Annotated in this window: 19 protein-coding genes and 2 pseudogenes; 8 read left to right on the forward strand and 13 right to left on the reverse strand. The window is 43.8% G+C overall.

Features of this window, described 5'->3' with window-relative positions; translation table 11 throughout:
- Positions 1-39: 39 nt before the first annotated feature.
- The 3 genes from EKM76_RS03320 to EKM76_RS03330 form a co-directional block, all read right to left on the reverse strand.
- Positions 40-1,395, reverse strand: a complete 1,356-nt coding sequence (locus tag EKM76_RS03320; RefSeq protein ID WP_125549274.1) for a PH domain-containing protein — start codon at positions 1,393-1,395, stop codon at positions 40-42.
- A gap of 2 nt (positions 1,396-1,397) precedes the next feature.
- Complete coding sequence (locus EKM76_RS03325) at positions 1,398-1,778, reverse strand: GntR family transcriptional regulator (protein WP_125549275.1); 381 nt, start codon at positions 1,776-1,778, stop codon at positions 1,398-1,400.
- Positions 1,779-1,900: 122 nt separating this feature from the next.
- Positions 1,901-3,088 carry an MFS transporter gene (locus tag EKM76_RS03330; protein ID WP_125549276.1) on the reverse strand — a complete coding sequence of 396 codons (1,188 nt, stop codon included), beginning with the start codon at positions 3,086-3,088 and terminating at the stop codon, positions 1,901-1,903.
- Positions 3,089-3,309: 221 nt separating this feature from the next.
- On the opposite strand from EKM76_RS03330, the gene rpsN reads away from it, so the two are divergent.
- Entirely contained in the window at positions 3,310-3,579 is a 270-nt protein-coding gene (rpsN, locus tag EKM76_RS03335; RefSeq protein ID WP_125549277.1) for a 30S ribosomal protein S14, read from the forward strand.
- A gap of 61 nt (positions 3,580-3,640) precedes the next feature.
- Here the strand turns inward: rpsN and EKM76_RS03340 are convergent, their stop codons facing one another.
- Complete coding sequence (locus EKM76_RS03340; protein WP_125549278.1) at positions 3,641-4,159, reverse strand: transcription repressor NadR; 519 nt, start codon at positions 4,157-4,159, stop codon at positions 3,641-3,643.
- 265 nt (positions 4,160-4,424) lie between these two features.
- Entirely contained in the window at positions 4,425-4,751 is a 327-nt protein-coding gene (locus EKM76_RS03345) for a thioredoxin family protein (protein WP_125549279.1), read from the reverse strand.
- An 88-nt stretch (positions 4,752-4,839) separates the two neighbouring features.
- Between EKM76_RS03345 and EKM76_RS03350 the strand changes: the two genes are divergently transcribed.
- The 5 genes and pseudogenes from EKM76_RS03350 (at position 4,840) to EKM76_RS03370 (ending at position 9,159) form a co-directional block, all read left to right on the forward strand.
- Positions 4,840-5,304 (forward strand): hypothetical protein, encoded by a 465-nt coding sequence (locus EKM76_RS03350; protein WP_125549280.1) that lies wholly within the window; start codon positions 4,840-4,842, stop codon positions 5,302-5,304.
- A 176-nt stretch (positions 5,305-5,480) separates the two neighbouring features.
- Complete coding sequence (locus EKM76_RS03355) at positions 5,481-6,593, forward strand: hypothetical protein (RefSeq protein WP_125549281.1); 1,113 nt, start codon at positions 5,481-5,483, stop codon at positions 6,591-6,593.
- Positions 6,590-7,132, forward strand: coding sequence for a hypothetical protein (locus tag EKM76_RS03360; protein WP_125549282.1), 543 nt, complete (start codon positions 6,590-6,592; stop codon positions 7,130-7,132). The genes EKM76_RS03355 and EKM76_RS03360 overlap by 4 nt, the downstream gene beginning before the upstream one ends.
- Positions 7,133-7,195: 63 nt before the next feature.
- Positions 7,196-8,011 carry a 5-bromo-4-chloroindolyl phosphate hydrolysis family protein gene (locus EKM76_RS03365; RefSeq protein WP_125549283.1) on the forward strand — a complete coding sequence of 272 codons (816 nt, stop codon included), beginning with the start codon at positions 7,196-7,198 and terminating at the stop codon, positions 8,009-8,011.
- A gap of 72 nt (positions 8,012-8,083) precedes the next feature.
- Positions 8,084-9,159, forward strand: a pseudogene (locus tag EKM76_RS03370) (toxic anion resistance protein).
- 51 nt (positions 9,160-9,210) lie between these two features.
- Here the strand turns inward: EKM76_RS03370 and EKM76_RS03380 are convergent.
- From EKM76_RS03380 to trpD, 7 genes and pseudogenes are all read right to left on the reverse strand, one after another.
- Positions 9,211-9,540 carry a hypothetical protein gene (locus EKM76_RS03380; protein ID WP_125549286.1) on the reverse strand — a complete coding sequence of 110 codons (330 nt, stop codon included), beginning with the start codon at positions 9,538-9,540 and terminating at the stop codon, positions 9,211-9,213.
- Between the two features lie 107 nt (positions 9,541-9,647).
- Complete coding sequence (locus EKM76_RS03385; RefSeq protein ID WP_125549287.1) at positions 9,648-10,769, reverse strand: aminotransferase class I/II-fold pyridoxal phosphate-dependent enzyme; 1,122 nt, start codon at positions 10,767-10,769, stop codon at positions 9,648-9,650.
- Positions 10,770-11,247: 478 nt separating this feature from the next.
- Positions 11,248-12,024 (reverse strand): tryptophan synthase subunit alpha, encoded by a 777-nt coding sequence (gene trpA / locus EKM76_RS03390; RefSeq protein WP_125549288.1) that lies wholly within the window; start codon positions 12,022-12,024, stop codon positions 11,248-11,250.
- Positions 12,017-13,210 carry a tryptophan synthase subunit beta gene (gene trpB / locus EKM76_RS03395; RefSeq protein WP_191986901.1) on the reverse strand — a complete coding sequence of 398 codons (1,194 nt, stop codon included), beginning with the start codon at positions 13,208-13,210 and terminating at the stop codon, positions 12,017-12,019. Before trpB ends, trpA begins: the two co-directional genes overlap by 8 nt.
- Positions 13,197-13,805: a phosphoribosylanthranilate isomerase gene (locus EKM76_RS03400; RefSeq protein ID WP_125549289.1), complete on the reverse strand. Its 609-nt coding sequence runs from the start codon at positions 13,803-13,805 to the stop codon at positions 13,197-13,199. The genes trpB and EKM76_RS03400 overlap by 14 nt, the downstream gene beginning before the upstream one ends.
- Before the next feature lie 3 nt (positions 13,806-13,808).
- A pseudogene (trpC, locus tag EKM76_RS03405) lies at positions 13,809-14,585 on the reverse strand (indole-3-glycerol phosphate synthase TrpC).
- A complete protein-coding gene (gene trpD / locus EKM76_RS03410) occupies positions 14,582-15,601 on the reverse strand; it encodes an anthranilate phosphoribosyltransferase (protein WP_125549290.1) in 1,020 nt (339 codons plus the stop codon). Before trpD ends, trpC begins: the two are co-directional and overlap by 4 nt.
- An 880-nt stretch (positions 15,602-16,481) precedes the next feature.
- Here trpD and EKM76_RS03415 point away from each other — a divergent pair.
- Positions 16,482-18,401: a fructose-1,6-bisphosphatase gene (locus EKM76_RS03415; protein WP_125549291.1), complete on the forward strand. Its 1,920-nt coding sequence runs from the start codon at positions 16,482-16,484 to the stop codon at positions 18,399-18,401.
- A gap of 152 nt (positions 18,402-18,553) precedes the next feature.
- Positions 18,554-19,363 carry a Cof-type HAD-IIB family hydrolase gene (locus tag EKM76_RS03420; protein WP_125549292.1) on the forward strand — a complete coding sequence of 270 codons (810 nt, stop codon included), beginning with the start codon at positions 18,554-18,556 and terminating at the stop codon, positions 19,361-19,363.
- Here EKM76_RS03420 and EKM76_RS03425 read toward each other — a convergent pair.
- On the reverse strand, positions 19,360-19,770 hold the full coding sequence (locus tag EKM76_RS03425; protein WP_125549293.1) for a hypothetical protein: 411 nt from the start codon (positions 19,768-19,770) through the stop codon (positions 19,360-19,362). The two genes, EKM76_RS03420 and EKM76_RS03425, sit on opposite strands and share 4 nt — an antisense overlap.
- Between the last annotated feature and the right edge of the window lie 20 nt (positions 19,771-19,790).

The raw sequence follows: 19,790 nt of genomic DNA on the forward strand, positions 1-19,790 counted from the left end.
ATAAAATTGCACTAAAAAACGCGTAGAGTTACGCGTTTTTTAGTGCAATGCGCGATATAAGCGCCGGGTTTCTTGTGGCTTTTTAGCAGAAAAATAATAATCACGCTGCTTAGTCCGTAAGCGTAATACAGCGCCAGTATCGCGGGCAACATATAATTTAGCCGAACGTTTTTGAACACGAAAATTACCAATAGCGAAGTGCGCTGTTCCAATTCCATTAGCACGAACCGTATTCGCTGGTAAGCGCCGCATTAGCCGAACTTGTGTCACTTCTTGACGTTTGATCTGACTGGTACGTGTACCTGGCGCTTTTAACGTAATTGCTTGCGTGGTAGCACTGGCACGGATACTGTTGCCACCAAAATCCAGCGCTAATAGGCCGCCGATCACACTAAATAATAAGCCCAGCACCAACACGAGGATAGCGCCACCGATAAGTTTACCGGCGGGACGACCTAAATTTAACGAAATATTCACACCGACACGATCAGGTACGAATAAGCGGCGATCGTTAGGATTATTGTACATAGCATAACGCCAGTATCGATCTTCGTCGGTGGTAGTTGTCAATGAAAAGTCGCCTAACAGCTGATCTTCAAAATTGCGTTCGCGGATCAGATCATAAATAAAATACACACAAAAACCAGTGATCAGCACTAGGTAAAGATACATCACACTGAAAATAATCGTGGTCAACGTTACTACCAGTGGCAGTATCCCCAAAACATAACTGCTGATCACCATTTGGCGCGACCAAGTTTGGCGATAAGCATCATTGAGCAAACGGTCATGCTCTGGCTGTGCAGTAAGCACGCGTACAGGCAACGCCGCAATGACCCAATATAATAGTAGAAACAGCAACCAACTTAGACTCAGCGCAAGTATTAATGGCCAACTGGTAGTCCAACCAAGCACGCGCCAGTTGCTGAATAGCCCGACTAAAAGTAGGATGCCGCTACCACCAAACCAGGAAATCGGTACTAAGCGGCGATTTTTAGTTAAAATCAGCTGGGTATCGACCATTTTTTCAGTAGTTATGGGAATTCCCCAGCCTTGATGCCGCTTAAGTTGATTCATTTTATGGATAAAATGGATCTCAGTCCCATAAAAAGTACCGATCAGACCAAATAATAATAATGTAAAATATAACAAGGCTAATGAATCAAAGTGAATAAACATGATCGGTAAGCCGGCTAAACTAAAAAAAATAGCTAAACCCCAAAGTTGTTTTTTATATTGTTGGGTCAAGGCCAATATCGGCGGCTGTTGTAATGCGTTATGTGGCAATGTTGTCTCTAAAATAACATTTTTATGCGGCTTTGCTGGCAATGCGCTGGTTGCCGCCATCGTCACCGCCACAAAAATATTTAAACCGACAAAGATCCAATTTAGCATGCTTATTCCCCCTGTTCAAACCCTTGATATTGTGTGGTAATTATTTGCTGTAATTCCGCGACCGATAATCCACGGATCTTAGCCGCCGCAGTCAACAAATGTAATTGCTCCTGCAAAGATTGCATAAACAACTTGTCAGCCTGAAAATCTGCTGCTACTCGGGTACCTTGCCGCCGATCGCTGATCAAGTAGCCTTCCGTCTTCAACAAGTTATACCCTTTAGCAACCGTTAACATATTGACATTTAATTCGTCAGCTAACTGCCGCACTGCTGGTAAAGTTTCGTCTGGCCGTAATTCTCCTGCCGCTAAGCCTAGAATAATCTGATCATGGATCTGCTGATAAAGTGGTACCGTGCTTGCAGCATCGATTCGTAACCGCATCTACTCACCTACTTTGTTAGTATAGTTGTATTATATCATATATAACAAACAATACAACAAAAAAACGCGGTTAAGCTGCCGCGTTTTTGTTAGTCTAATTTATTTATCCATGGCAATTTGCATTAATCTAAAACTCGACCGCGAGTTTCTTCACCTAAAATGGCCACGGCAATAATACCCACAATGATTGCACCAGTGAAAATCGTGAAAATAAGAGTCACACTGACCTGCGCGGTTAATAGATAACCAACTAACAGTGGACCCACGATGCCACCAATTCGGCCAAACGCGGCGGCCATCCCCGTGCCAGTACCCCGGATCGCAGCCGGATATTGTTCTGGTGAATAAGCGTATAGCGCGCCCCAAGCACCAAGATCAAAAAATGATAACAGCGCGCCAAAAGTTAGCAAACTGGCTAAGCTAGCAGCATTACCAAAGAAATACGCGCTAAGGGCAGTGCCTAATAGATAAACGATCAGTACCCATTTACGACCCCATTTTTCGATCAGCCAAGCGGCAGTGAAATAACCTGGTAACTGGGCGACGGTCATTGCCAGAACGTAGCCAAAACTATTGACCAGGCTATAACCTTTGATCACCAACACACTAGGTAACCATAGAAACATGCCATAGTATGAGAAGACGATGGTGAACCAGAGGATCCACAACATCAGCGTGGCTTTCGCGTATGGCGGCGTCCACACCGCGCGTATATTTTGCCATAAAGTTGGTCGCTCAGTTGATCGGTTACGCACTGGTTCATGGATCTGCCAGCGAATATATAATGCGTAAACGGCGGTTAGTGACGTGGCTAAAGCGGCCACACGCCAACCAAATTTAGGAATCACAAAATAAGCGATCAGCGCAGAAATGATCCAGCCGCCAGCCCAAAAGCTTTCAAGTAAGACGACGATTCGGCCGCGCTTTTCTGGCGCCACACTTTCTGAAACTAATGTAGATGCAACTGGTAGTTCACCACCTAGACCAGCACCGACGAAGAAACGAATAATGGCGAACACGGTAAAACTAGTTGCTAAGACCGAGATCCCGCTGCCAATTGAGAATAATAATAGCGTTAAGACCAACACATCACGCCGGCCGATACGATCAGCTAAAATACCGAAAAATAATGCCCCCACGGCCATACCGATTGAACTAATACTGCCTAGCCAGCCCATTTGTACCGTGGTTAATTGCCATTCACCTTTCAAGGCCGCAATGATAAACGATAATAAGCCAACATCTAACGCGTCAAAAAGCCACGCAAATCCGGCTATCGTCAATAACTTACCTTCACTTGCTTTATTCATCTATTCACCTACCCTATTCTTTTTTAGATGTCTTGTCACCTAATAGTAACCAGAATAGCACACTTAGGTGTCTTGTCAACTTGATCAAGTGATCCAACACCACCTAAAACTTTGACAACAAATCAGTTGGTCATTGTCAGCGAGCATGATACACTAACTAAGCTCAATTTTGCGAGAATAATTCGATTGTTAATCATAAATATAGGTAAGGAGCTCATTTGATGGCAAAAAAATCAAAAATCGCTAAAGCTGCTAAAATTGCGGCTACAGTTGAACGTTACGCGGCACGACGCGCTGAATTAAAGGCAACGCACGATTATACTGCGCTGAGCCGCTTACCACGTAACGCTTCACCAACGCGAATGCACAACCGCGATGTACTCGATGGCCGACCGCATGGTTACATGCGTAAGTTTGGCTTATCCCGGATCAATTTCCGTGAATACGCCCACCGCGGCCAAATTCCTGGAATCAAAAAAGCCAGCTGGTAAGCTGACTTTCAAATAGTACTATCCAAAAAGTGCTGTACACTAATGTGCGGCGCTTTTTGCTTTAATTAGCTGTAAATAAAATCCCCGCTGCCTGTAACTTTTCCTTAATAAGGTTGAATTGCGTCGCATCTGCACAAGCCAGCGTATGTAAATGGACCCCAGCCGTTAATTCAGATAATAAGTGTGCCTGTTTTGTGCGATAATTGTGCATAAAGCGTGTAACTTCCTGATTATTGGTTAAATTTAGTTGGCCGGTTAATTCGCCATATAATTCGTGGGCAACGGTAACATCCAACACTTGCCCACCGTTAGCCACAATTAAGCGTAATTCCGTCTCAGTTTGTGCCGGTGAATGCTTGCAGGCAATTTTGCCAGTGAAAATCGTGCGATCATCGCGATACAAGTACCCGTTAAACGCAGCCGTGATTCCTTCACCGCTGGCGCGTAACAACGCAATATCGCCGACGATCGTTTGTCGGCTGACCTTAAATTGACCAGCAAAATAGTTAGCACTCAAAGCTTTATTTGCCGCCAATAATTGTTCCTTGATCTGTGTTCGTCTTTCTACCCCACTAAGCATCCTGTGCACTCCTCTTTCTATTCCACAATTTAGGTTATTTATTAGCCAAATACGCTAATAAATTTCTAATGTTCCAGACGATGTCCATTTAACTACTACTCCACAAACAGGGTGAGATATTCGTATAAACCACAAATATCTTTAGATGCTACGGACGTTGTCTATTCTTGTGGCAAAGTTCATACCGCAAGAAACATAGCATGGTAAAGACCCACCAAGTTAAAACATGACTCTATTCCACAATTTAGGTTACTTATTCGCCAAGTCATACCACCGTAATTTTTTGTTTTAAATAGGCCAACAATCGATCCTGTGGTTGGAAACCACTGACGCGCGCTACTGGCTCACCATGTTGAAATAAAAGTAACGTGGGTAGCCCTTGAACTTGCAACTTTTTAGTTAATTGTGGGTAATCGTCTACATTTAATCGACCAACTGATAATTGCGGTAAAGCCTGCTCACAAGCCAATAAAATCGGGGTCATTTTTTGACAAGGAACGCACCAGGCCGCCCAAAAATCGATGAGAACAGTCCCAGATCTCACGAATGGCACAAAGTTGTTTTCATTTAATTCGCTTGCGATATTGGTCACCTTCTTCAATTCGCCATACTTTTTTCACCAGTGTGTGCGTTAACTACGTTATAATGAGTTTAAACATTAAAAATTAAGGAGTCAACCTATGACAATTTTTTTATGGGTACTAGATTTATTGGTGCTGGCCAGCGCGGCCGTATCGATCTATTGGCAATCACAGATCACCTCACACGCAAAATATAATTACTGGTCCTTGGGTTATGGCGTTGTTTTTGGCGTTTTATTGACCGCCAATGGTGTCGTCGGTTGGTCCTATATCGTCTTCACTGCCGCCTTCATCTTAACCAATATTATTTCGGGCATTGGTGGGTTAACCCCAGAGCGTGTTATCACCAATGGTATTTTTTACGCCACCGCAGTTCGCTTCACTGATCTACAGGCGATCACGTTGACACAACAACCGTTACCTGGTAATCGTAGTCGTGTTATCGCTGTTTTCACAACTAAGCGTAAGCGTAGAATCAGTTTAGTCTTCACACAGACAATGGAATCAATGCTCACCCAATTACGTAAAGTGCTACCAAACGATGTCGCATTAGAAGTTCGTTAATTTGAAAAGCGCCCCAAATCGGGACGCTTTTTATTTGCGCTGAATTAAAACCGATATCATATTACTGTCAAATGTAAGTTCAATAAATATTTTTTTACATTCAGGGCTTAATTTGATAATATTTCAGTAATGGAAATATAATCATCATAATCAAGCTATGGATTGAGGAATAACTTATGCACGATCATCTAACTTATCAACCGACCGCCTTTAAAAATCACGTCAATCAGCGGATATATTGTGGTTTGCTCGGCGTTATTGGTGGTACTTGGCTCATTTATTTTGGTCTCAAAAATACATACACTTTCCAGCAACTCATTTTACTAACACTCTTCGTTTGGGTATTAGCACTGATCAACTTAACTCAGGTTCTGTGGTCACAATATAATCTAGCTCAAGCTGATTATCAGGTCGCCAGTATTAATCAGCAGCAAACTGGCATTTGGGTGCAATCAAATGCACGTAAAATCTTTATTGCGGCCACTTGGCTAACTATCAACGAGAACGATAAAAAAGTAACGCTCCAATTTAGCCATGCATTACGTTTCGACAGTCATGGTCAGCCGCATTTATTGGCAGGTGGCCAAATAACTTGGTCACGCCGCTTTTTTACCAGCACCCAGTTAGCTGAATTTGTTGCTGCCATTCGTACGATTCAAGCTGGGCACCCAGTCGCGGTCAGCAAACAATCTAGGCTGCAGCCTTTGCCGCCAATAAAACCAATTAAGAAGCGTATTTGGTTCGTTACAATTGGTGCCTTGCTTGGCAGTTTACTATTTATCATGCCACAAACTAGCCATACATCTCAGAAAAAGGTTGCCCAGCAAAATGCGCGCTACACTAAGGTCGATTATCAGCCGGGGCAGACAACGCGCACCGATAGTATGAAATTCAAAATCAACCACGCTTACCGCGCAAAAAATGACGCTGGCCAGGCGCTATTAATTCTGAACCGTCAGGTAACACCGATAAAGAGTTCCGCTGACGATGCTACAGACATTATGGAAAGTGGTTTTGAAGTTTACAAGAAGTGGTCCTTATCTGCCAAAAATAATGATGATTATTTTGATAGCGGCGCGCAGAGCTACCCGACAATTTTGATCAATAATCAGTCAAAACCTGTCCTGAATACATTAGCCTCCAATATTTACTTAAATGAGATCCCAACTGAATCAATAACGTTGAATGTTGTTTTGAATTTACCAACGCAAAAGCAGTTTGATTTCTTTTTTGATGAAGCTGATTTAGTTGTCCATTTTAAGCAAACCGACTTGGAGGTGATCAAATGAAACACTATTTAATCAGTCTGCTAAGCCTAATTTTTATTTTTTTAGGACTAGTCAGTCCCAGTAACGCTGCCCAAACGCAAACTTTTAAGGGGCAACCCATTGAACTTAAATCCGCTGGCACTCATTATCATGTACTAGGTTATGATATTTTATCCGATCCGCAACCGCGTTTTGCTTACGATGATGATCAAGAGGTCGAACGCTATTTAGTTGTTCATATGCAAGTTAGTCGTGGCGCACAACAAGAGTATGCCGACTTCGTTGATACCTATCTTTTTAAGCTCTGGAATGGCCCTAATAGCGTCTATGTTAGTAACGCTAAAATCAATACCAAAAAATATCCGCAGATCAGTAATAACTTAGCAACTTTAGCTGCTAAAGATAGCGCAAAAATCAAACCCGGTAAGACCCGCAACTTCGATGTCCTATTCGTGGTTGATCCTAACAATTCACTAAAATTAATGTTCGACAACGATACGAGCAAACAATACGTCTGGTTACAGCAAATTAAATCTAGTAACGGCATAACGGCCGACTAGATCTGTCTATAAGTCGCATACTAATAAAAATAATTCTAAGCGAAAAAAGAAAGGAACGTCTTAATGCTAAATTCAATACAAAGCCAACGTCGAATTGGGCCATTGTTGCTAGTCGTTGCCTTAATTGCAACTGTTATCGCGGCTTCAAGGCCAGAAAATAGCGTCGTCTTTTATTTTTTGGCGGTCGCTTTGTTGCAATCCTTTTTCAATCTACGCCGCACTTGGCTAGTTTATGCACCACTGAGTGCTTTGCTAGCCATCCCGTTCAATATCATGGTCAGTGATTCAGCAGCAACACGGATCTATAGTTGGCTATTTGGGGCTGTACTGATGATCTTACTTATTGTTAGCGGTCTCAGCGAACTAGTTTTGGCACTATATCGTCGACGTCAACTAAAGTCATACACCAAGCAAGTCAATCAGGCTAATACTGACGGCCAACTTTTCTTTAATGATAATGCTTTACATGCTGCAGGCTTAAATGATGCCGAACGAAGCTTCTTCAAAAAGCAAGTTCGTAAACACTATCAGCAAGTCCAGTTGCTAACTGGTTTACGACTACAGGCGCAAACTTTGATTCCTAGCTATAATGATGATTTAAAGCTGATCGACAGTATTTTCCGCGAATTAGTTAGTGCACCGCAACAAATGCTGCAAATCGATAACTTTTTATACCAACATCTACCTGACTATGTGAGTTTAGTTAACGGCTTGATCGACATGGCCGACAACACGGTTAAAACTGCAGCAGATAAACAAATGTTAATCACCACTCAAGCTAAATTAGCGACGTTCGGTGCACTTTTTACAGCTGATTACTTATTAGTCACGGCAAATGAGCGTCAGCATTTACAGCACTTAACAACTAACTCTAAATAACGGCATCACTGGCTAGCGCGTTTATTAATGTAAGTTGCTTGATTATTTAAAATACAGAGGAGAGCGGTATAAATGTTGGACCCAGAAAATAACGGCACCACATTAAAGTCAAATTATGCGGCCGAAATTCAGGCTAAGCTTTCACCTCAAGAACTCAAACAGGCGCACGAATACGCGACTGCCTTAGATGTTAACAAACAAAATACCGTTATCACTTATGGCAAAAAAGCGCAGCAAGACCTCGCCGGCTTCAACAACGACGTTCTGACCCAAGTTAAAAGTAAGGACCTAGGTGAGATCGGCGATAGCTTGCGCGCCTTAGTCAGCAGTTTAAACGAAGCCGATCCTGACAAACTAGCTGCGCCACGTTTATTGCGTTTCTTTGCGAAATTACGTTCTTCAATTTTTGAAATGACTGCCAAATATCAGGAAGTCAGCATTCAAATTGATCGTGCCACCAATCAACTTGAAGCGCAAGAACAAACTTTGTTGGCCGATAACGACCGATTAGACCAAATGTATGCGGCTAACATGGATTTCTACCAGACGCTGAATATCTTAATCGTTGGCGCCCAGTTAAAGTCGCAGGAATTAACAACTGAATTAGCGCAATTACGGCAAAACCTAGACGACACTGACCAAATGGCTGCACAACAGATACAAGATATTTTGGCCATGCAGGATCGCCTGAGCAAGCGCGGCGCCGACCTATTGCTAACACGCGAGATCACTATTCAACAAGCCCCACAAATTCGCTTGATCCAAAATACCAACGCCATTTAGCCGAGAAAATTCAGTCCTCCTTGGCCACCGCTATCCCGCTATGGAAAAATCAGGTGCTGATCGCGTTAACGCTATTAAATCAGAAAAATGCCGTCTCCGCACAAAACGCAGTTGCTGACGCGACCAATGACCTGCTGAAGAAAAACAGCACTCTGTTAAAGCAATCGACCCTAGACGTTGCTCAAGCCAGCCAACGTGGCGTAGTCGATATTGCAACGCTGCATGAAACTCAAGCTAACCTATTACAAACGATCGAAGAAGCTTTAAAGATCCAGCAAGATGGTCATGCTAAGCGCCAAGTTTTAGAAGGCGAATTACAGACAATGGAACAAGAATTGCAAGCTAAATTAAGTACCCCTAAATAAGTGACTCACTGTATACAAAAACCGCGTCGATATAATCAACGCGGTTTTTATTTAGCCATCGTGGCGGAAAGAAAGTACGACCTGCTTATCATTTGGCCGAACGTCAACTTCAACAACGATCTGCTTAAGGTCTTGTTGGAACAATTGATTTGAAATATCGCTTAACTGTAGCTCAGCTTTGATATCTTCAAGCTCCATTTTATTCATTTCAAAATTTTGGGTCACATAGCGCGTCCCGTAAAAATAATCGTAGTAAATCTGGGCTAAGGCGGTTAACGGCAAGTGCAACACCGGTAAACCCTTAGCTTTCAGTTCATAACCGCTAGTCATCACTGGTTCACCAGCAATAACCGCCGTTTGGAAAAAGTCAGCTAATTTCATGTTCAGAACGCTCCTTATTACACAATTAAGGCAAAGTAAGCCAAGTTAAAACCTAGCTATTTCTACATATCTACCCTATTGTACCGACTTTTTTCGCTAACACCAAGCTAAATTTTGCTGGCAGCGAAAGCTTGAGCCAGATCATGCTGCAAATCAACACTATTTTCAATGCCCACTGATAAGCGCAATAAATTCGGGGTAATGCCTAAAGCGCGGCGTTGTGCCACTGGCATGTCGTGATGTGTTTGTTCATCTGGCACTGTCAACAAACTTTCCACACCACCTAGACTTTCGGCAAAGGAGATCACTTTTAATTGTTGCAAAAATTCCGCTACCGAATAAGTATCCGCCAAATAAAAGCTGATCATCGCCCCTTTACCAGGGTACAAAACTTTAGTCACTGCGGCTGATTTTTCTAGAGCTGCGACTAACACTTGCGCATTCGCTTGTTGTTGCTGTAACCGCAACGGTAAAGTTTTGAGACTGCGCAATAACAGCCAACAACTAAATGGATCTAAAACCGCGCCCGTTGTGACCAAATTAAAGGTCAGTTGTTCAGCAATGGCAGCATCGTTGACCATAATGGCACCGGCCAAAATATCGTTATGCCCTGCCATATATTTAGTCGCGCTGTGCACCACCACATCAGCACCAAGCAACAATGGCTGCTGCAAAATCGGTGTATAAAACGTATTATCGACGATCAATTGCAAACCGTGTTTGTGGGCAATAGCAGCTGTTTGCGCAATATCAATTGATTTCATGGTTGGATTTGATGGTGTCTCCAACCAGATCGCCTTAGTATTCGGCTGGATCAATTGGTCTAGTTGCTTGTAGTCTTGGCCCGCCCATTGGCTGAACTCGAGGTGATAATTAGCAGTCAGTTGATCAAAGTACCGGAAACTACCACCGTACAGGTCATCAGAGGTGATGATATGTTCACCAGATTTAAATTGTGAAAAAACCAGTTGAATTGCGGCCATCCCGGAACTTAATGCATAACCATGTTCCGCGTGCTCCATCGTCGCCAAAACAGATTCCAACAGTGCCCGCGTTGGTGTCTGTACTCGTGAATAGTCGTAGCCAGTTGATTGACCTAAGCCTTGGTGCCGAAAAGCGGTGGAAAAATATAGTGGTGCTGCAATAGCACCAGTTTGCTGGTCATCGCTACGATTACCGGCTTGAGCCAGAATTGTTTCGATTTGTTGCTGCCACGGTTCTTTACTCATGATCAAAATTCCTCCCTGATTACCTAAATGTGACTACCTTGATATGCTGTCCAAATTACCTTATTTGCCATCTACTTAGGTATACTAACTAACAAAAAAACTAATTCTAAAACCAAGGTCAAATCATTTTTTTACTTCACTAAGCAGTTTTTCACAACAAAAAAGCCCTTTGCAGAGTTTAACTCCACAAAGGGCGAATTTATCGCGGTACCACCTTTTTTACGTTTCAACGTATCTCAAAACCCCTATAACGGTGGGTAACCGTGTCTCTAAACACATCTCCAAGACCATTTTTCACGCAGGATTGCGCCTATTTACAGCATCCTAGGCTCTCTGTTGTAACCATGCATGATTCTTCTCTTCAGCGACGATTGATATTGATTTTCATTATAGAAAGCCTAAGATGAAAAGTCAATGAGAATTTTAATTTTACGTGCTGAATAACCACTATCTGATCATATCTGTTTCTACCGTTGCTTTAATACGGTAACGCAGCCTGCATTGCCTTTACATATTCTTGTAGGTGAGCAGGTGCTTCATGACCATAATGGCCAATAATATCAACGATCGCGCTACCAACGATCACACCATCTGCCAGCGCACCCATTTGTGCAGCTTGGGCAGGCGTATGGATGCCAAACCCAATTGCAGTCGGCGTGGTCGTGTACTTACGAATATTAGCAATTAACTGTGTTAAGTCAGTATCAATGGCATCGCGCGTTCCAGTGATTCCCATTGACGAAACCACATAAATGAAACCATCAACGTCAGCAACAATTTTGGCGATTCGCTCTGGCGGCGTCGTCGGTGTCACCAAAGGAATAATTTGACAGCCATGTGCTTCAGCGATCGGCTTAACTTCACCACGTTCTTCCAACGGTAAATCAGGAATGATCGCACCAGCAACATTCAACGCAGCACAACGGGTGAAAAATGCATCGTAACCATACTGATATACCAGATTACAATAAGTTAGAAAAACTAACGGCACCTGGGTTCGTTTACGAACTGCCGCGACTAAATCGAATACCTTAGCCGTTGTCGAACCAGCGGAAAACGCGCGTAGGTCAGCCGCTTGGATCACCGGACCATCAGCCACTGGATCAGAAAACGGAATACCGATTTCTACCAAATCAGCACCTGCTTCGGCTAAGGCAACAATATTATCGGCACAAGCCGCAAAATCAGGGTCACCCGCAACAACAAAAGCAATAAACGCCTTTTTATTAGTAAAAACTTCGCTTAATTTAGTCATGAATATCCACCCCACGATAACGCGCAATTGCAGCAACATCCTTATCGCCACGACCCGATAAGTTACAAATAATGATCTGATCCTTCGCTAGTTGCGGCGCTAATTTTTGCACATAGGCCACAGCATGGGCACTTTCAATGGCGCAAATAATGCCTTCCTCTTTAGCGATGTATTCAAAGGCGTCGACCGCCTCATCATCAGTAACACCAACATATTCCGCACGGCCTGACTCAGCTAACTGCACGTGTTCAGGGCCGATACCTGGATAATCCAGCCCAGCAGAGATCGAGTAAACTGGCGCGATCTGACCATCATTATCCTGAATAAACCGCGACTTCATCCCGTGAAAAATCCCCGTCCGACCACGCTCCATAGTAGCGGCTTGTTGCTCAGTATTAACGCCTTTTCCAGCAGCCTCACAGCCGATCAAGCGAACGTCTTTATCGTCAATAAAGTTATAGAAAGCACCCATCGCATTGCTACCACCACCGACGCAAGCAACCACCGCTGCTGGTAACTTGCCTGTAGCGTCAAGGATCTGTGCTCGAGCTTCACGACTGATCACGCTTTGAAAATCACGCACCATTGTTGGAAATGGGTGCGGCCCCATCGTTGAACCGATCACGTAATGAGTGTCGTCCACCCGTGCTGTCCACTCCTGCATAGCCGCGTTGACCGCATCCTTCAATGTGCCAGTGCCAGTAGTGACGGCATGTACTTTAGCGCCAAGTAACTCCATCCGATAAACGTTCAACGCTTGGCGCTCCGTGTCGACTTTACCCATGAAAATCTCGCATTCCATCCCCATCAATGCGGCTACAGTTGCGGTAGCCACACCATGTTGACCGGCACCCGTTTCGGCGATCACCCGCGTTTTACCCATTTTTTGGGCTAATAACATTTGACCGAGCACGTTATTAATTTTATGTGAGCCAGTGTGATTGAGATCTTCGCGCTTAAAGTAGATTTGTGCCCCACCGAGATCTTGGGACATTCGTTGGGCATAATACAGCCGTGATGGCCGTCCTGCGTAATCGTTGAGTAACGTTGTTAGTTCTGCCTGAAATTCAGAATCATTTTTATAGTGGTCATAGGCCGCTGCCAAGCGGTTGACCTCTGTCATTAGCGTTTCGGGAATATATTGGCCACCAAAATCGCCGAAGCGGCCGGGTTTAATTTTTTGCATTACGTGATACCTCCAAATTGAATTGTCGTACCGCCTGGACAAAGGCGCTGATTTTCGCTGAATCTTTTATACCGTTGGTTTCAACGCCGCTGGAAACATCAACACCCGCGGGCTGCACTTGAGTCAAAGCTGTTTTAATATTGGTTAAATTCAAACCGCCAGCGAGAAAGAATAGGCGCGGTGGCTGTTTTGGTAATTGATGCCAATCAAAAATTTTACCACTGCCAGGTTGGGCCGCATCATACAAAACATAGTCGGCACTTGTCAGAGTAGCTTGGTGCTGTACCTGGATCACTTGTGCGCCGGCTTGTTGTAATGCCTGCACCGTTGTCTCTGGTTCATGCCCATGCAATTGCACCACACTAATAATATTTTGTTGGACTGCCGCCAACATATCGGGTAACGGTGCATCAACAAATACGCCGACCGTCTTGATTTGTGGCTGTATCGCTTGGCGTATTCGCGCAGCTTTAGCGAAACTAATTTGTCGCCGCTTACCAGCTACAAAGATGAAGCCAGCAAAATCGGGCTGTGCTTGATTAACGGCTTCAGCGTCAGCCGGCTGCATTAAACCACAGATTTTTACCAGTGTCATGGACTAAACCCCCAGTTCCTGTAATTTAGCCGCCTTATTAGTGGCGCGCATCAATGTTTCACCGATCAATACAGCGTCGACGCCAGCAGTTTTTAACTGAGCAATATCAGCTGCCGTTCGAATGCCACTTTCAGCAACAAACAACACATCAGCCGGCACCTGTTGCCGTAATTGAATACTATTTTGTAGATTCACCGAAAAATCTTTTAGATTTCGATTATTTACACCAATGATCCGGGCACCTGCTGTCAGTGCCTGCTTGATTTCCTTAGCATCATGCGCTTCTACCAGTGCTGACAACCCCAATTGCTCCGCCAAAGCTAGATAGTCGCGTAACTGTTCATCCGTTAAAATTGCTACGATCAGTAAAATTGCACTAGCACCTAGCAGCCGTGCCTGATATATCATGTACGGTGCGACAGTAAAATCTTTACGCAGCAACGGCAGCTTAACCGTCTGTCCCACTTGGGGCAAAAATTGATCGTTGCCTTGAAAATAGTCAGGCTAGGTTAACACCGAGATGGCCGCCACACCCGCTTGCTCATAGTCACACGCAATTTGCTGATACGGAAAGTCATTGGCGATCAAGCCTTTGGACGGGGAGGCATTTTTCAATTCACCGATCACCGCTAAACCAGGCTTAAGGAGCTGCGTTTCAAACGCAAAGTTTGTTCGTGCTGGCAACTGCGCTACCTGCGCCTGTAAAGTAGCTAACGGGACTTGTTGCTGTTGTCGTGTGATCCGCTTTTTAGTGGCATTAACCAACTGATCTAAAATCATGCCACCGCCTCATTTTTGGTCAAAGCTTGGAACTCAGTTAATTTAGCTGCAGCTTTACCGTTGTCGATTGTTGCGGCAGCCAGTTGGACACCTTCTAAAATAGTCAATTCTGGGCGGGCAATGTGCAAGGCACAGCCTGCATTCATCAGTACAATATCACGGGTAGCACCAGCGACACCGGCTAAAACATTGCGGGTGATTTGGGCATTTTCTACCGGTGTCCCCCCAACGATCGTCGCAATTGGCGCACGCTGTAAGCCAAATTGTTCTGGCGTAATTTCATAACTAGCAAACTTTCCATTTTGCAATTCACAAACTTGGGTTGGGCCGCTGATCGAAACTTCATCTAAACCATCGGCACCATGGACTACCATTGCGTTAGCAACGCCCAACTGTTGCAAGACGCGAGCTAACGGTTCAACTAAAGCCGCATCATAGACACCTAATAATTGCTGAGTGGCACCAGCTGGGTTGGCCAATGGTCCCAAAACGTTGAATAACGTGCGGATACCTAATGTTTTCCGAACTGGCGCTACATATTTCATGGCCTGATGATATTCTTGAACAAACAAGAAACACATGCCAGTTTGTGCCAAGATGGCCTCACTTTGAGCTGGTGTGACATCAATTTTAACGCCTAATGCTTCTAAAACGTCAGCGGCACCACTTTTACTAGAGGCTGCGCGATTACCGTGTTTAGCAACCGGCACCCCAGCTGCGGCTACCACTAATGCTGTGGTCGTTGAAATATTAAACGAATTTTCATGATCGCCACCAGTACCGACAATTTCAAGCACATCTTCGCGCGGTGTGAAGGCTAAAGCGTGGGCGCGCATTGCTTTAGCAGCGCCAGCAATTTCATCAATTGTTTCACCTTTTAAAGTTAACGCCGTTAGTAATGCAGAAATTTGAATATTATCAGCTTGGCCACTCATAATTTCATTGACCACCGCTTCAGTTTCAGTAAAAGTTAAATCTTCTTTGTTGGCTAATTTTTGAATTGCATTTTTGATCATGATGAATCCCCCTGTAAGTTAGTTTAGCGTGATTTAAAAAGTAGCTTGCTCCCGGCCACTTGCCTAGAGCTGAGTGCAAGAATTCACTTTTTAAATAAGTTATCGCTAACTTAGCTGCAACTCACTAGTATGTTAACTTGGAGCCGCAAATTAAGTTAGTTTAAGATTAATTTTTAAGTAACTCACTAGGGATTGCCATCGTTTAATTAATTGCATTACTTTCACCTCGAAATATAAAAAAATCCGTCCATAACAAAATTAATTGTTAAGGACGGATTATTCCGCGGTGCCACCTTAGTTGGAAAGTAAGCTAAATAAATATAAATAAGCTACTACTTTCCCATCTTAGCAGAGGACTGACATCCTCCCGGTAACTCACGTATACCAACACGTCGCAAGGTAATCGAAAGAGTGGTTCACCAAGCGGTTAGATTTTGAGGATTAGCCTAGTAGTGTGAATGCTTTGCATGCAAAGCGTTTGCGCTACGTAGCTAATCCTCAAAAATTACCCGTCCGCCCCAGCACTCTTTTTTTATTCGCGCCCTCTGTGGTCCATTTAATCGTTTGTTTCCTACCACCATTCCCAGCATTCGGCGGCTCTCTGTGTGGGCATTACGATCTTGATCTCCACTTCTTCGGTTTATAACTTCGTTTTGAAGTTATGGACGGTTTATTAAGTTGGGTTAAAGACTAACCTATTTTCTCATAACTGTCAAATTTTTATTTTTTCAGTAAAACTCTGTTTTCACGACTATCATAATTGGTATATACCTTAAATCGCCAATTAAACGGTTTTGCTAGTTTTAAATATATGATTGGTATTTAATAATGAAAGCGGTATAATCGAGACACAAGTTCTAACTATGGAGGCATTTTTTGTATGAATGTAACTGATTTAGCCTTACTCAAGGAAGAATATACGACAAAGACTGCGCTAGCAACTGAGCTGATCAACTTAGAGGCGATTTTAAGTTTGCCGAAAAGTACAGAAGCTTTTATCAGTGATGTTCACGGTGAATACGATGCGTTCCAACATGTTTTGCGCAACGGTTCGGGGAACGTTAAACAAAAAGTCGCCGATCTTTTTTCCGGCAAAATGACACCGCAAACAATTAGTAGCTTTTCTTTTCTAATTTATTATCCACGGGAACGCCTAGCTGCTATCAAAAAACATTACGCTAAACCGGAAGATCTACATCAATGGTACTTAGATACTTTTCAGCGGTTGATCGCGCTGCTGCATTTTGTTTCGACTAAATACACCCGTTCAAAAGTGCGTAAAGCGCTGACCCCTGAATTTGTGTATATCACGGAAGAGCTATTATATGGCGACTTTAACAGCTCTGATAAAGCGGCTTATTACCAGCAGATCACTGAAAATATTATTGCTTTAGCCCAAGCCGACGAGTTTATCATCGCCTCTTGTCACACGATTCAACGTTTAGTGGTGGATCACTTACACTTAGTCGGTGATATATATGATCGTGGGCCGCATCCGGAAATGATCATGGAACGGCTGATGCAACATCATTCTCTGGATATTCAATGGGGCAATCACGATATTCTATGGCTCGGCGCGGTTTCCGGCTCAAAATTATGCCTAGCTAATTTGCTACGTATTTGTGCCCGCTACAATAATCTTAGTATCGTTGAAGATGCCTATGGGATCAATCTGCGCCATCTATCGTTATTTGCCGAGGCACATTATCAAGACAACGCCGCGTTTCGACCAAAACAGTTGCATAGCGAGCGCCCTTTGTCCCCCGCTGAGGAATTGCAAATTACTCAGATCCACCAGGCAATTGCGATCATTCAATTTAAATTAGAAGGTCCCGTTATTGCCCGCCGGCCGGAATTCAAAATGGCTCACCGCCAGCTACTAGATAAAATCGATTATCAAAAAATGACGATCAAGCTACATGATAAAACCTACCCGCTAGAAAATACGTGTTTTCAGACTATTGATCCCGCTGATCCATATAAATTATTACCTGAAGAACAACGCGTTATCGATCAATTATTAGCGGCGTTCCGTCATTCCGACAAATTACAACGGCACATGGCCTTTTTAATGCGCAAAGGCAGCATGTATTTGACCTACAATGATAACCTTCTGTTCCACGGCTGCATTCCAGTTACTGCTAACGGTGATTTTCAAAGTTTTAAATTACATGGCACCGAATATGCTGGCAAAGCTTTACTCGATATTTTTGAACAGAATTTACGCGCTAGTTTTGCTCATCCCAGCGACGAAGATGACTGTGCGACTGATTTATTATGGTATTTATGGACTGGCCCGCTTTCACCATTGTTTGGTAAACGTGATATGACCACTTTTGAACGTTACTTTATCAGCGACCCAGCTACTCACACCGAAGAAACCAATCCCTATTACAAATTGCGCCGTGAAGCTTGGTTTGTCGACTCAGTTTTACGCGAATTTGGTATGTCACCGGCTACTGGCCACGTCATCAATGGCCATACCCCAGTTAAAAAAGGTCAAACGCCAGTCATGGCTGATCATAAAATGATCGTCATCGATGGTGGCTTCTCTAAACCCTATCAAAAAACCACCGGCATCGGTGGCTATACGCTTCTGTATAATTCTTACGGCATGCAGCTGGTGACCCATCAACCGTTCACGTCTAAAGCTGAGGCGATCGCCAATCTAACGGATATCATCTCAACTAAACGCATCGTTGATCAAGTTGCGCAACGCAAACTAGTTGCCGAAACTGATATTGGTGCCGAACTGAAGCAACAAGTTGCTGTTTTGCGGCAGTTGTTAGCTGAAAAATAGAGTGTGCTCAGCTTATTCAGAAAATTAAACACGGGACTGTGTCGTATGTTATTCACGCCACGGTTCTTTTTTATTATCCGGATAAAAATTTCCTGTAAGTAACAATTTTATGGTAGATTATTAGACAGTATCTTTTAGAAAGAAGGCACAGGATGTCAGCTAAATTAATTGCCCTCGACCTTGACGGCACAACTTTAAATCAAAATGGGCAACTAAGCGAAAAAACGCAAAATGCGCTCCGTACTGCCAGCCATCGTGGTCATAAAATTATTATTACGACTGGGCGTCCAGATAATATCAGTGAACCATTTTATGATCAACTGGCGTTAACTACGCCGATGATCAATTTTAATGGCGCGCTAGTCCACATTCCCCATCAACACTGGTCCCAAGAACAAGCAACTACTTTACCACAGACAACGGCACTCGCCTTGCTCCAATTAAAACGCGACTTCCCGATCAAGGTAGCGATTGCGGAAGGTAAACAGTTTATCCTCCCTGATCGACCATTTCATGATCTACCCTTTTTCACCGATATGCCAGCACCAAAAGTGTTGTTGAATGCTGATTCACTGCGGCAGGCACCAATTTCACTCTCACTTTTCACGGATGCTTTAACCTTGCCGCGATTGCAGCAAGCTGTCAGTGAGCGGTTTCCCCACGTTGTCGCACAGACTTGGGGTGCTTGGAGCGGTGAATTTTCGGCGCTAGAAATCGTCCGTGAGGCCACCCATAAATCCAGCGCTATTCAGTATTTGCTGGACTACTACCAAATGGACCCCAACGATGTCCTAGCCTTTGGCGATGACGATAATGACCGCGATCTATTGACCTATGCCGGTTGGGGCGTCGCCATGCAAAATGCACGACCAGCCATTAAAGCGCTGGCTAATGATGTGACCCCACTTAGCAATGCTGAAGACGGCGTTGCTGAGTATTTAATTCGCCGGTTGGCACTCTAAATGATATATTGATGAATAAATGTACGTGTTGCCGTAAAATCTGCAGCAACTGGTGCCAACGGCCATGCGACTTCGTTCACGAAAATTAATTTATCCGCCTTAAATTGCCACAAAGCAAGAACATCAATTTGCTGTGCCTGTGCTGTAGCGGCAGTAACGGTTGCCAAATAATGTGCCGTTACCGCCCCCTGCTCAGACCAAAAAAGATCACGAACTTGTAAATTTGTGACCTCTGCAGCACTCGCTTTTAAGTCCTGAAGGCGTTCCTGATAGCGAGTACGGTTGATATTTTCACCATTCAGCACACCAATAAAGGCCGGATGAAAAAATTCATCCATGCGACTTAGATCTTGCTGGGTTAAAATAGTGGTTAACATCGTTTTGACTAAGGTTAATTCTGCTTCCATTTGTTTAACCAACTTTCTAC

It is taken from the genome of Loigolactobacillus zhaoyuanensis (assembly GCF_003946385.1).
Taxonomy (GTDB): domain Bacteria; phylum Bacillota; class Bacilli; order Lactobacillales; family Lactobacillaceae; genus Loigolactobacillus; species Loigolactobacillus zhaoyuanensis.